This window comes from Roseomonas sp. SRI_022, from assembly GCF_057586215.1.
In genome coordinates, this window is sequence record NZ_JBYCZL010000017.1 from 40,530 (window position 1) to 53,470 (window position 12,941).

General features: G+C 69.8%; 13 protein-coding genes and 1 tRNA gene. 7 read left to right on the plus strand and 7 right to left on the minus strand.

The features are described 5' to 3' along the window. Positions 1-105 precede the first annotated feature (105 nt). A complete protein-coding gene (locus AC2YHJ_RS17270; protein ID WP_487397331.1) occupies positions 106-1,038 on the plus strand; it encodes a tyrosine recombinase XerC in 933 nt (310 codons plus the stop codon). Positions 1,039-1,111: 73 nt separating this feature from the next. Beyond that, the gene (pap, locus tag AC2YHJ_RS17275; protein WP_487397332.1) at positions 1,112-2,593 is read left to right on the plus strand and encodes a polyphosphate:AMP phosphotransferase; all 1,482 of its coding nucleotides are present in this window, start codon (positions 1,112-1,114) and stop codon (positions 2,591-2,593) included. Positions 2,594-2,818: 225 nt separating this feature from the next. Here pap and AC2YHJ_RS17280 read toward each other — a convergent pair whose 3' ends face one another. From AC2YHJ_RS17280 to AC2YHJ_RS17300, 5 genes are all read right to left on the minus strand, one after another. Beyond that, complete coding sequence (locus AC2YHJ_RS17280; RefSeq protein WP_487397333.1) at positions 2,819-3,817, minus strand: Bug family tripartite tricarboxylate transporter substrate binding protein; 999 nt, start codon at positions 3,815-3,817, stop codon at positions 2,819-2,821. 43 nt (positions 3,818-3,860) lie between these two features. Then, the gene (locus AC2YHJ_RS17285) at positions 3,861-4,568 is read right to left on the minus strand and encodes an endonuclease V (protein WP_487397334.1); all 708 of its coding nucleotides are present in this window, start codon (positions 4,566-4,568) and stop codon (positions 3,861-3,863) included. Positions 4,569-4,583: 15 nt separating this feature from the next. Then, positions 4,584-5,804, minus strand: coding sequence for a hypothetical protein (locus tag AC2YHJ_RS17290; protein ID WP_487397335.1), 1,221 nt, complete (start codon positions 5,802-5,804; stop codon positions 4,584-4,586). Further along, positions 5,804-6,745, minus strand: a complete 942-nt coding sequence (locus AC2YHJ_RS17295; protein WP_487397336.1) for a metal ABC transporter substrate-binding protein — start codon at positions 6,743-6,745, stop codon at positions 5,804-5,806. The genes AC2YHJ_RS17290 and AC2YHJ_RS17295 overlap by 1 nt, the downstream gene beginning before the upstream one ends. 78 nt (positions 6,746-6,823) lie before the next feature. Continuing rightward, complete coding sequence (locus AC2YHJ_RS17300) at positions 6,824-7,576, minus strand: hypothetical protein (protein WP_487397337.1); 753 nt, start codon at positions 7,574-7,576, stop codon at positions 6,824-6,826. Between the two features lie 121 nt (positions 7,577-7,697). On the opposite strand from AC2YHJ_RS17300, the gene pip reads away from it, so the two are divergent. The 5 genes from pip (at position 7,698) to AC2YHJ_RS17325 (ending at position 11,313) form a co-directional block, all read left to right on the plus strand. After that, positions 7,698-8,645: a prolyl aminopeptidase gene (gene pip, locus AC2YHJ_RS17305; protein WP_487397402.1), complete on the plus strand. Its 948-nt coding sequence runs from the start codon at positions 7,698-7,700 to the stop codon at positions 8,643-8,645. Positions 8,646-8,670: 25 nt separating this feature from the next. Beyond that, positions 8,671-8,747 (plus strand) — tRNA-Arg (locus AC2YHJ_RS17310). A gap of 174 nt (positions 8,748-8,921) precedes the next feature. Beyond that, positions 8,922-10,313, plus strand: a complete 1,392-nt coding sequence (locus tag AC2YHJ_RS17315) for a PQQ-dependent sugar dehydrogenase (protein WP_487397338.1) — start codon at positions 8,922-8,924, stop codon at positions 10,311-10,313. A gap of 166 nt (positions 10,314-10,479) precedes the next feature. Further along, a complete protein-coding gene (locus AC2YHJ_RS17320) occupies positions 10,480-10,791 on the plus strand; it encodes a c-type cytochrome (RefSeq protein WP_487397339.1) in 312 nt (103 codons plus the stop codon). A 270-nt stretch (positions 10,792-11,061) separates the two neighbouring features. Beyond that, entirely contained in the window at positions 11,062-11,313 is a 252-nt protein-coding gene (locus tag AC2YHJ_RS17325; RefSeq protein WP_487397340.1) for a hypothetical protein, read from the plus strand. A 364-nt stretch (positions 11,314-11,677) separates the two neighbouring features. Here AC2YHJ_RS17325 and AC2YHJ_RS17330 read toward each other — a convergent pair whose 3' ends face one another. Both AC2YHJ_RS17330 and AC2YHJ_RS17335 read right to left on the minus strand, forming a co-directional pair. After that, the gene (locus AC2YHJ_RS17330; protein WP_487397341.1) at positions 11,678-12,064 is read right to left on the minus strand and encodes a hypothetical protein; all 387 of its coding nucleotides are present in this window, start codon (positions 12,062-12,064) and stop codon (positions 11,678-11,680) included. A gap of 292 nt (positions 12,065-12,356) precedes the next feature. Next, on the minus strand, positions 12,357-12,932 hold the full coding sequence (locus AC2YHJ_RS17335; protein ID WP_487397342.1) for an NUDIX hydrolase: 576 nt from the start codon (positions 12,930-12,932) through the stop codon (positions 12,357-12,359). Positions 12,933-12,941 lie beyond the last annotated feature (9 nt).

Here is a 12,941-nt window from a genome sequence, read left to right on the forward strand (position 1 = left end):
CCCCCACCCGGTCACCCAACGACAATATCCTGGACTGGGTGGCCGGGTGGGGGTGCGGGCCGGTGCCGATCCCTCGCCCGCCCCGCTGTGCGCGGGCCGAACCCGATGACGGGCGATCAGGCACGCACAGCCTGGCTGGACTGGCTGGCCCGCGAACGTCGCGCGAGCGCCAATACGCTTGAAGCCTATGGCCATGACGCCGCCGAATTCCTCGGTTTCCTGACACGTCACCTGGGCGGCGAGGCGGACCTGGCGGCGCTCGGCGCGCTGCGCCCGCCGGATCTGCGCGCCTTCCTCGCGGAACGGGCGATGGAGGGCGATTCCACGGCGACGCGGGCGCGACGGCTCGCGGCGATCCGGGGCTTCCTGCGCTACCTGACGCGCCATCATGGCATGGCCGCACTGCCGCTCGGCGCGCTGCGCGGCCCGCGGCCGAAGCCGCCCATCCCGCGCGCGCTCACACCCGACCAGGCCCGCGCCGTCGCGCGGGAGGTCGGCGAGGTCCATTCGCTCGGCCGGCATGAGCGGCCGGAGATGCAGGCGGCGCGCGACACTGCGCTGTTCGCGCTGCTGTACGGCGCGGGGCTGCGCATCGCGGAGGCGCTGTCGCTCGACCTGCGCGACGCGCCGCTGCTGGGGCAGGACGCGGCGCTGCGCGTCATCGGCAAAGGTTCGAAGGAAAGGCTGGTGCCGGTGCTGCCGACGGTGCGCGCGGCGGTCGCGGAGTATCTGCGCCATCGTGGGCCGGGCGCGCCGGACGAAGCGTTGTTCCTCGGCGCGCGCGGCAAGCGGCTGGATGCGGCGGTGGCGCAGAAGTCATTGCGGGAGTTCCGCCGCTTGGCCGGGCTGCCGGAGCACGCCACGCCGCACGCGCTGCGCCATTCCTTCGCGACGCATCTGCTGGGTGCCGGGGCGGATCTACGCGCCATCCAGGAACTGCTCGGCCATGCGAGCCTGTCCACCACGCAGCGATACACGGCGGTGGATGCCGCGGGGCTGCTCGCGACCTGGAAGAAAGCGCATCCGCGCGCGGGGTGAAGGCCGCGCTATGGCGCCGCAGGCGCTTCATGCACCATGATGGATCAGTGCAGCGTCGGCAGGACGACACGCCATGTTCGAAGCGGCCGAACTCGATCACCAGGTGGCCAAGGCGGACTACAAGCGGGAGGAGGCGGAACTCCGCCGCGCCTTGCTGGAGGTGCAGCGCGCTTTGGGCGAACAGCGCCGCTTCCCCGTGCTGATCCTGATCGCCGGCGTCGAGGGCGCGGGCAAGAGCGAGACGGTCCACCTGCTGAGCGAGTGGATGGACCCCCGCTTCATCGAGGTCACCGGCTTCGCGCTGCCAACCGAGGAGGAAGCCGCGCATCCACCGATGTGGCGCTTCTGGAAGGCGCTGCCGCCCAAGGGACGCATCGGCGTGTTCTTCGGCGCCTGGCAGACCGTGCCAATCCTCGAACGCGTGCTGGGCAAGCTCGGCGCGGGCGGCTTCGCCGGACGGATCGAGGAGATCCTGCGCCTCGAACGCATGCTCGCCGCCGAGGGCGTGCTGCTGATCAAATACTGGTTCCATCTGTCCAAGACGCAGCAGAAGAAGCGCATCAAGGCGCTGGAGAAGGACAAGGAGACGTCCTGGAAGGTCAGCCGCTACGACCACGCGCTGTTCGAGCGCTACGACGACTTCATCGAGGTCTGCGAGCCCTTCCTTCGGGCAACCTCGACCGGCGATGCACCCTGGACCGTGGTGCCGGCGGCGGATGACCGGTATCGCGCGCTGTTCGTCGGGCGGCATCTGCTGGGCGCGCTGCGGGCGCGGCTCGATGCACCGAAGCCGGCATCCGCGGCGCCGGCCGTCGCGCCCGCTCCGTTGCCGGACAAGGTCAACGTCATCCGCGCGCTGACGCTGAAGCAGGAGATGTCGCGGGAGGATTACGAGACGGCGCTGGCGGAGGCGCAGGGGCGGCTCGCCCGCGCGACGCGCCACAAGCGCTACGGCAAGATCAGCGTCATCGCGGTGTTCGAGGGCAATGACGCCGCCGGCAAGGGCGGCGCGATCCGGCGGCTCGGCGCAGCGCTCGACCCGCGCGCCTATCGCATCGTCCCGGTCGCGGCGCCGACCGAGGAGGAGCGCGCGCAGCCCTATCTCTGGCGCTTCTGGCGTCATGTGCCGCAGCCCGGACGGTTGGTGGTGTTCGACCGGTCCTGGTACGGGCGCGTCCTCGTGGAGCGCGTCGAGGGCTTCGCCGCCGAGCATGACTGGCGCCGCGCCTATGCCGAGATCAACGATTTCGAGGAGCAGCTCGCCGACCATGGCGCGGTGGTCGTGAAGTTCTGGCTGGCGACCAGCAAGGACGAGCAGCATCGCCGCTTCAAGGACCGTGAGGCCACACCCTTCAAGCAGCACAAGATCACCGCCGAGGATTGGCGCAACCGGGAGAAGTGGGACGCCTATGAGGAGGCGGTCTGCGAGATGGTGGAACGCACCTCGACCGGCATCGCGCCGTGGACGCTGGTCGAGGCGGACAACAAGCTGCACGCGCGGGTGAAGGTGATCGCGACGCTGGCGGACAGGGTGGAGGACGCGCTGAAGCGATGAGCGACCGGAGGGGCTTTGCCCCTCCGGACCTCCCCACCAAATGCCAGTGACATTTGGCAAGCCGGGACTTGGCACCGGGCGGAACAGGCGCGCCGCATCGCCGCACGGCGCGGCAGCGCGCTTCGGTGCCCATCCTGACAGCGCCGCCCAGCGCCAATGGATGGCATTCCAAAGGGCACTGCCCTTTGGCGGGGTGGCCTGGAGGGGCAGCGCCCCTCCAGTCTCCTACTCCACCCGGATATTCGCCGTCCGGATCACCTCGCCCCAGCGCGCGACCTCGGCATTCAGGAACGCCCCGGTCGCCGCCGGTGGGCGCCCTTCCACGACGAAACCGAGATCCTGCAGGCGTCGCGTCATCGCCGGCTCGCGCACGATGGCGTGCACTTCCCGCGCGATGCGTTCGGTGACCGCATCCGGCGTGCGGGCGGGGGCGAGCAGCATGCACCAGGAGCTCGCGGCGAAGTCGGGCAACCCGGCTTCGATGATGGTGGGCAGCTCCGGCGCGAAGTCGGGGCGCGTCAGCGTGGCGATGCCGAGCGGACGGACGTTGCCGGCCTCGAATTGCGGCTTCAGCGTGGAGTAGGTGTCGAACATCAGGCCGATATTGCCGGCCATCAGGTCCTGCAGCGCGGGCTGCGTGCCGCGATAGGGCACGTGCTCCATGGTCAGGCCGAGGCGTAGGCGCATCTGCTCCATGGCGAGATGCGCGGTGGCGCCGATGCCGCTCGACCCGTAGTTCACGCGACCGGGGCGGGCGCGGATGTATTCGACGAAGCCGCGGAAATCCTCGGCCGGGATGTGCTTGCTGCCGGCGAGCACCAGCGGCGCCTGCACCACCAGGCTGACCGGCGTGAAGGAGGTGATCGCATCGAACGGCATCTTGCCGGCCTGCAGCGTGGCATTGGCGGCATGGGCGGGCAGCACCATCACCAGCGTGGTGCCGTCCGGTGCAGCGGTGGCGGCCGCGGCGGCGCCGACGATGCTGTTCGCGCCGGGACGGTTCTCCACGACCACCGGCTGGCCGATCACGCGCGACAGCGGCTCGGCGACCAGGCGCGTGGCGATGTCGGTGGTCCCACCGGGCGTGTAGGGCACGATGATGCGCACGGGGCGGGCAGGCAGGTCCTGCGCCGCGGCGCCGCGAGCCACCAGCGGCAGGCCGGCGCCAAGGGCGAGTGCCGCGCGGCGGGACAAGGCGCGGCGAGGCGCGTCATTCTGTGTCATGGGCGTTTCCCGGAACGATCTTCGTTGATGTGACGGCGACCAGTTAAGGCGGCTCGTCATCGGCGGGCAAGCCACGCCGCGCCGCATTGGCCGCATCATGCGCGGCGCGGATCGGCGCGGGCAGGCGCCGCCCGCGCGTCGCCGCCAGCACGATGGCGACGGCGGTCGCGAGCGACACGCGATGCCCGATCGAGACATAGACCGGCTTCGCCCCGCGCCGCGTGCGCAGCGCAGTGCCGATGTGCGTGCCCTTCCACAGTAGCGGCGCGGTGTCGCCAGGTTCGGGGCCGGGCTCGCCGGCGCCGACCAGCAGCGACTTCGCCACGCCGATCGTCGGCACGCCGAGCACCAGCCCGAGATGGCAGGCAAGGCCGAGGCCGCGCGGATGCGCCATGCCCTGCCCGTCCACCAGGATCAGATCCGGCTTCACGCGCAGCCGCACCCAGGCGGCGGCGAGCGCAGGCACCTCCCGGAAGCCGAGATAGCCGGGGACATAGGGGAAATCGGCGATGCGCGTTTCCGTCGCGCAGGCAATGGGCGCGTCCGTCGCGGCATCACGCGTCACCAGCGCGGCATGGACGCGCTTCGCCGGATCGAAGCGCGTGTTCGACACATCCGCGCCGCCGATGCGCAGGATGCGCGCCGGCACATCGTCCGTGGTCACGAGGCGCGCAGCCATCTCGGCCTGCGCCTCGCGCGCCTGCGCGATGTCGCGCGGATGCAGCCAATGCGACGGTGTCTCCGGCCTCATGGCCGGAGCATGCCCTCAGAAGCCGCTGGTGTAACGCAGCCGCACGAGGATGGAGTGCGAGGTGCCGCGGCTGCCGTTCTCCTCATCGACATAGCGCGCATATTGATAGCCGAGATCGAGGCCGAAGCCGGAACCGAGTTCTCGCCCGACAGAGGCCTCGTACCAGTTCTCCGCCGGCACCGGGTCGATGCTGCGCTTGCGACGAAGCTGCTGCCAGGCGGCGGTGGCGCGCCAGCGCCCGATGCGATGCTGGATGCCGAGCGTGGTGAAGGTGACGCGGTCGCTCAGCGTCGTCTCCGCCGTGCCGGAAATGTCCTCCCCGGTATCGGCATCGATCGAGGTGGTCTCGACCTCGACGCGCGGGCGGCCGCCGGCGTCGCGGAACTGGACGCCTTCGGCGAAGACCAGCGTCGCCTGGTCGCTGTCCCAGCGGTGTTCGTAACGCAGCCCGGCGGCATAGCCCCATTCGCGCGCCGTGCCGTCCGACCCTGGCGCGAGCGACATCACGGCGAGATGGTAGGAAAAGCCCGGCAGAAACGGGATGCGGTCGCCGTCCAGCGCGACGACACCGTTGTTGAAGGTGCCGTTGTTGCCTGGCCCGCCCTGCGCCGCCGTGTTGCGGTTGTAGCGTTCGTAGCGTTCCGAGCAGCAGCGGCGCGACGTGACATAGGTGCCGGTCAGGAAGGTGCGGTCGAGCGTGAAGACCGCGGCCGAGATGTCATGCTCGCCGAAGCGCGGATTGGAAAGATATGTCCAGGTGCCGGCCGCGCCCAGCGACTGGTCCACCAGATACACCTCATGCGCGCGGATCGCGGTCAGGATGCCGGGAAAGTCGTGATAGCCGCGGCCGAAGGGTGCGACGAGGATGCCGCCCTGCAGGGTCAGCGTGTCAGCGGGCTTCCATTCGGCATAGAACTGTTCGAGGAAAACCGCCTGGCGCCGGAAGCCGATCACGCCGCCATCGGGGAACCCGCCGGTGGAATCCCCCTCGCCCACCGGCTCCGTCGCGAGCACGCCCTGGAGGGAGACGTTCTCCGTCAGCGCGAGGCCCATCGCCACCTCGCCGAACAGGAAGACGGAGGTGCCGGTGCGCGCGCGATCGGTCGCGGCGGTGGTGCCGACGCCGATCATGCTCATGTCGATCTCGGCGCTGAATTGCGGGAAGCGCACGGTGGACGCATCCTGCGCCGCGGCCGGCACGGCGAGGGCCAGAAGCCCCGCCACCAATGCCCGCATCAGCCCGCTTCGCCCCGCATCGCCGGCACCAGCAGCCCGACATTGTGGCGGAACATCGCCTCATAGGTCGGGGCCGGGCCATCGGGGGCGGACAGCGCATCCGCATAGAGCCGCCCGCCGACCTGCACCCGCGCCTCGGCCGCGACGCGGCGGATGGTCGCGGGGTTCGCCATGTTCTCGAGGAAGACAGCGGTGATGCGCTGCTCGCGGATCTGGCGGATCAGCCGGGCGACGTCGGCGGCCGAGGGCTCGGCTTCCGTCGAGACGCCCTGCGGCGCGAGGAACTCGATGCCATAGGCTGCGGCGAAATAGCCGAAGGCGTCATGGCTGGTGACAACGCGGCGGCGATCCTGCGGCACCGTGCCGACCTGCGCGCGCACCCAGGTGTCGAGCGCCGTGAGGCGGGCGGCATAGCCCTCCGCATTGCGGCGATAGGCCGCTTCCCCCGGCGGATCAGCGGCAATCAGCCCGGCTGCGATGTTGCGCAGATAGACCTGGCCGAGGCGCAGATCCTGCCAAGCATGCGGGTCGGGCACGCTGCGCGGGCCGACGCTGTGGGACTGCCGCCGCCCGGCGCCGCCATGGTCATGCGCATGGCCGGCCATGGCGCGCGGCGTGATGCCCTCGGTCGCCGTTACCACCGGGCCGCGGAAGCCGGCGGCTGCCACCAGCCGATCCATCCAGGCATCGAAGCCAAGGCCGTTGCGCAGCACCAGCCGCGCCTGACGCAGCGCGGCGACGTCGGAAGGCCGCGGCTGGAAGCCATGCGCATCGACATCGGGACCGGCGATGACTCGCAGGGCGATGCGATCGCCGCCGATCTGCGCCGCCATGTCGCCGAGGATCGAGAAGGAGGCCACGACCGGAAGCCGGTCGGCCTGCGCCGCGGCGGGACAGGCGGCGAGCAGCGCAGGCAGGGCGAGCAGGGATCGACGGTTCACGGCGGGCAGCACCTGAGATGTTATACCATAACATATCCATCCAAACGAATGTGACGCAAGGCCCGCCGCCTCTGTCAGTCAGTCCTTACGGAACAGCCGCTTCAACCAGCCGAACAGGCCGCCCGCCCCCGGATCCCGCCGCCGGTGTGTCGCATGTGGCCGGCGTGCCGGTGGCGGCAGGGCACTCGCGACGGTGTGGCGCCCGGCGTCCTTTGCCGTGACCAGGCGACGTTCCAGCGCGATGACATGGCCGACCGCCTCGGGCGGGGCGAGCATGGCGAGTTCGCCCGCCGTTGCCTCCGCATCCTCCCAGGCCTCCGACCGGCGCAGCGCATCGATCACGCGCACGGTCTGCTCGGCATCGAGCGGCGGGCCGGAGCGCCACAGCGCCACCGCTTCCTGCCGCCAGGCGCGGGAGAGGTCGGGCCGCGCGGCGTCGTCCGCCACCCAGGCGGCTTGGAGCGTCGCCTCCGCCGCGGCGTGCAGCGCGCCGGTTTCCTCCAGCACATGGGCCCAGGCGAGGAAGCGCCGCGCCAGCGCCGGATGGCCGGCATCCTGGATCAGCGCCCGGAACGGGGCGGCCGAGACCGCTGCCGCAGCACCCGGATGCGCCTTGGCGATGGCCGGCGCGGCATAGTGGCAATGCGGGCATTGCTGCAGCCAGCGCGTCATGGTCGAGCGCACCGGCTCGCCCGGCCGCAGGTCGAGGTCGGGCGCCTGTTCCGGCGCTGGCGGGCGGAACGGCGGTTGGCGGCTTTCGCGTCCGCAGACGCCGCAGGCGACCTGGCCAGCGGTGGCGGAACGCGGCGGGGCGGAGGGCGTCTCGGCCATGGAAGCGTCATGTTAGACCGGAATGGCCGCGCCCGTTAACCGGTCGCGTGCGGTGGTGCCCCGTGATCCCGGCGACCGTTCCACCATTGCAGTGCGGCGCAGGCTTGGGCACATGGTGCCTATGCCCCGCGGCGACCTTTTTCCCGATATCGCGCCTTACGAAACCGGCCTGCTGCCGCTGTCCGGCGGGCATGTCATGTATTGGGAACAGGTGGGCAATCCGCGCGGCCAGCCGGTGCTGTTCCTGCATGGCGGGCCGGGTGCCGGGGCTGGCGCGGTGCATCGCCGCTTCTTCGACCCCGGCCATTGGCGCGTCATCATCTTCGACCAGCGCGGCGCCGGCCGGTCCCGCCCCTTGGGCGAGCTGCGCGACAACACCACGCCGCATCTCGTCTCCGACATCGAGATGCTGCGCCGTTTCCTCGGCATCGACCGCTGGCTGCTGTTCGGCGGATCCTGGGGATCGACGCTCGCACTCGCCTATGCGCAGGAACATCCGGAGCGCGTGATGGGCTGCGTGTTGCGCGGCGTCTTCCTCGGCCGCAAGGCAGAGGTGGAATGGTTCCTGACCGGGCTGCGGCGCGTCTTCCCCGATGCCTGGGCCGCCTTCGCCGAGCATCTGCCGGAAGCCGAGCGCGACGACCTGCTGGCATCCTATCTGAAGCGGCTTTGCCACCCGGACCCGGCGGTGCACCTGCCCGCGGCGCGGGCCTGGAGCCAGTATGAGGGATCGTGCTCGACCCTGCTGCCGTCACCCGACACGGTGGCGAGCTTCGCGCAGGACCGCACGGCGCTGGGGCTGGCGCGGATCGAGGCGCATTACTTCGCCCATGACCTGTTTCTGCCGCCCGAGGGGCTGCTCGGCCGGATCAATCGGATCGCGAACATCCCTGCCGAGATCGTGCAGGGGCGCTACGACATGGTTTGCCCGCCCGAGACGGCCTTCGAGCTGGCCGCCGCCTGGCCCGGTGCGCGGCTGACGGTGGTGCCGGATGCCGGGCATTCGGCGCTGGAACCGGGCGTGCGGACGGCGCTGGTCGGCGCGGTGGAGCGGTTCCGGCGGCGTTGAGGCCGTGGTATGGGTGGCCAAGTGGGTCCCCGTAGCTCAGCAGGATAGAGCATCAGATTCCTAATCTGAGGGCCGTGAGTTCGAATCTCGCCGGGGACACCACTGACACACCCCGCAAGCTGTCTGATTGATGATCGCCCCTTGGGGCGCCGCTTGGCCGCGGTTCTCTCACGCCTGCGTATTGTTGCGATTTAGCAGCAAACAGTAAGCCGGGCGACCACCACGCCCCCCCGCGAAGCGCCCGATCCCGGGGTTTTCACTACCCGCTGAAAGCAGGTGGAGAGTACCGTCCCGCGCCCGGAGTTCGGCCGCTCGGCCAACAACGACATGGCGGACGAACAAGCCGTGCACCGGGCAAATGTCGGCAAAGAAAATTGGGAGGGAGCAACCTTGGAACGACGTCTGCGCTTCGCAGTGCCCGGCGTGATCCTGGCCGCTGCAACCCTATTCGTTCCGGCACTGGTCGAGAGCCAGACCGCCGGGCCCAGCCTGACCAGCACCACCGTGGTGTCTGGCCGGGAATTGACCTGGGACATGGCCTTCCTGCCCGACGGCACGATGTTCTTCACCGAGAAATGCCGCGGCCTCTCGGTGCGGCTGCCGTCCGGCACCATCAACCCGCTGCTGGGCATGAAGGATGCCCGGGGGTACCCCGAGACCGCAGCCGACCTCTTCTGCAGCGGTCAGGCAGGCATGAGCGGTGTGGCGATTGATCCCGAATTCGCCTCGAACCGCTTCATCTACGTCTACTCGGCATCAAGCCTGACGGCGCCGGGGACGAACCGCGTGCTCCGGCTGACGGTCAACGCCGATCTGACGCGGACGGCCAACCGCACCGACATCGTCACCGACATCCCCTACAAGGCCGCCGCCAGCAACCACCCCTTCGGCGATGCCGGCGCGCATAATGGCGGGCGCCTTCGCTTCGGCCCGGCCGATGGCTTCCTCTACGTGACCACCGGCGACACCCACAATGGCGTGGTGCCCCAGAGCCCGACCCTCGTTGGCGGGAAGGTGCTGCGCATTGATCGGGACGGGCGACCCGCCGCCGGCAACAACGCCCCGCAGGGCTTCGATCCGCGGATCTTCACCTACGGGCATCGCAACCCGCAGGGCATCTGCTTCCGTCCGGGCAATAACCAAGCCTATACGGCCGAGAACGGCCCCTGGCACAGCGACGAGGTGACGCTGCTCGCCGCCGGCGGCAACAGCGGCTGGGATCCGCGGCCGAACGTCAATGGTCGCGGCGATTGCCCCGACGGATACTGCGGCTACATGCCGAACCAGATGGGCGCAGTCCCTCCGGCGGAGCGGGCCGCGTACATGCCGATGACCGACACCAGGGCCTACCCCCAAGCGATGAGGCCCGCCTGGAACAATGAAGGCCTGTCCCAGGGCATGTCGTCCTGCGCGTTCCTGAACGGTCCGCAGTGGCGGGACTGGAACGGCCGCATGGTGGTGTCCTTGATGGGCATCGGCATCCACGGAACGCCGGTCGGGAACCGGCTCGACGTTCTGGACATCGCGGCAGACGGCACGTCCGCCACCCGGACCACGGTGCCGCTGCCAATTCCGGCCGGCCGCTTCCGCTCCGTCGTGCAAGGGCCGGACGGCAATCTGTATGTCGCCATTGACCAGGGCGAGATCTACCAGTTCAGGCCCAACTGAGCCTGATCGGCAGCGGCTGCACGGCCCTGCTGGCGGTGCAGCCGACTGCGACGCCTTATCGTTCGCGTGTCGGGGTCGGGCCGCCTGTTGCCGGCCCTTCTCCTCACCCTGACCACTCCGCTGCGATGCCGTCCGGTCCGGATGGCGCAGGATGAAAGCCGTGCCAATGCCCGACCTTCGCCATCTCGCCATCCTTCTCGTCGCGCTCCTCGTGTCTCCGGGCGCCTACGCAAGTCCCGAACTCGCGAGGAGCAAGAACTGCGTGGCTTGCCATTCCGCCGAACGCAGGATGATCGGCCCTCCCTACACGGCGATCGCCTCGCGATACGCCAATGACACCACGGCGGTCGCGACGCTGAGCCAAAGGGTCCTGGCCGGCACCAGTGGAATTTGGGGCCAGATGCCGATGCCCCCGCAAGCGAATCTCACGCAGGAGGAGGCCGAAGCGCTGGTCAGGTGGATCCTGTCCCACCAGTAGGCGCGGCCCGATGCACAGAAGCTGCGGGCATTGGACAGTGGCCGGCGCCGATGCCCGCCAGGTGAAGCGCAGGGCAGACTGGCCGCGAAGCCTCGAACCGCCGCCCGCGTCACCGCAACGCCCGTCCGCGCGGACACCCCGGTTGCCAGATCAGCGGAAAATTTCTGCTCGCGGCGCTTCCTCCCCTCTTGAGTCCCGCGCAGGCTCACAAAAGATGGCGGCGCAACAAGCCGCCGATGGCGCGCTCGGCTGGCTCGGGAGGGGCATGCGATGGAAAAGATCGACGCGAAGCTGCTGGGCATGGTGTCCGTGACGTTGCTGACACGGCTGACGGCGCATCTGGAGCGCACCGGCGCCCTGCCGCTCGGCTGGACCGCCCAGGAACTGCGCCAGGCCGCCGTGCAGGCCGACAACAACATCCTCAATGGCGCGGACCCCGAGTTGCACTACGCCTTCGCGAAGGCGCTGCGACGGGTGGCGGATCTCAGCCTGCAGGCCCCGCAGGAGCCGCCCGAGGCCTGAACCGGGATTTTCGTGCCGTGCGTTCCTGTACGCGATCCGTGATGCAACGCGATCGCGTTCCGCGTGTTGACACCGCAGGAACCTGGTCTGAACGGATGATGTCGAGGCAGCCGAACGACGCCCGGACGGCGAAAACCGAATCCTTCCCCTCGAGCCCACCAAGGCGCCGCCCGCCTATCCACGAAGCGGCGCTGAACCTTTGGTTCCGGGACGCGCTTCGCGCTTCCTACGCACGCGTGGCGGAGGAACCGGTCCCGGAGGAACTCCGCGACCTCGTTCTCGCCATCCCCGGCAGACGGGGTTCGACGCCGGCGCCTGACGCGGGACGCGCCGATCCGTCCGATTGTGCACGCAAGCCCGTGGATCACGCCGGCCATGCCACATCGACGAGCGTGAAGCCGGCGATCTTGAAATAGTCGGCGAAGACATCGCCGCCGCTGATGCCGTCGAGCAGCTTGAAGAACGTCGCAGCCCGCTTCGGTACGTCCAGGGTGTCGGCGATCGGCAGCGGCAGCGTCGCCCGGCCGCCATCGACTGCGACGCCGATCAGGCGATAGATCGGGCGGCCGCACCAGAGCAGGTCGATGAAGTGGCTCCGCGCCTTGGTGTCGGGAAAGCCCTTCACCCAGGCGTCGGTGACGTCCTCCCGATGCGGCAGGCCAACGGCGATCGCGATCGAGAGGTTGGGCTTGAGGGTATAGAGCGAATGGTGCCCCGCGACCTCCACCCAATGTCCGCTGGGGCCGGACATTTCCTGGCAGTCCTGAAGGAAAACGGGCCGCGAGACGCACAGCCATTCTCCCTCATCGGAGGCGATGATGGCGTCCATGTATGCAGAAAAGTCCATTGCTCCCTCCCACGGTGGTGCTCCATCTCCGCCAATGCGGTCGCGCCCGGCGCAGGCGCGACCCCTCCACGTCAAGGGTCGCGGTCCCCCTCGGGACATGAACGCAGGGTTGCCGGTTTGGTTGATGTCGCGGCGGGACTTGTCGAACTCGTGAGCCCTCGTAAGGGCGAACGGCTTTCGTCGCAGCCGGGTGGCGTCAGGACACCAGGCGCGGCAGGCCCAGCAGCAGCTTCGCGAGCCCCGGCTCGGATACCAGCGCCGCCGCCTCCTCCAGCAGGACCCAGCGCTTGCGCCGCTGGCCACGCTCGGGCCAGGTCTCAGCCCGCGCCTCGACCTTCAGGGTGAAGACCTCCACCTCGCAGGGGGCGACCCGCCCATCGGGAAAGCGCTTCAGATAGGAATAGGCGCCGACGGGCTCGGCCGCCGCCAGGCCCAGCAGGCCCGCTTCCTCGAAGGCCTCCCGCGCGGCGAGGTCGTGCGGCGCCACGCCCTTCTCCGCCCAGCCCTTCGGGATCACCCAACGGCCACTTCCCCGTGTGGTGATGAGCAGGACGTGGAGCGCTCCGTCGCGCTCACGGATCGGCAGCGCCGCGCACTGGCGGCGCCTGCGGCGTCCCCACGCCGGGCCCTTGTCACGTGACACGCGGAACCCCCCTTCCAGCGGTCGCGAATCGGCAGCATTCGGAGACTCGCAGGTTTGCGACTCTGCCGTCCACCGTGGCGAGGGTTCCCGTGACGTGCAGCCCCCTGAACGTCGGCGCAGGGACGCCACCCCTGCCCG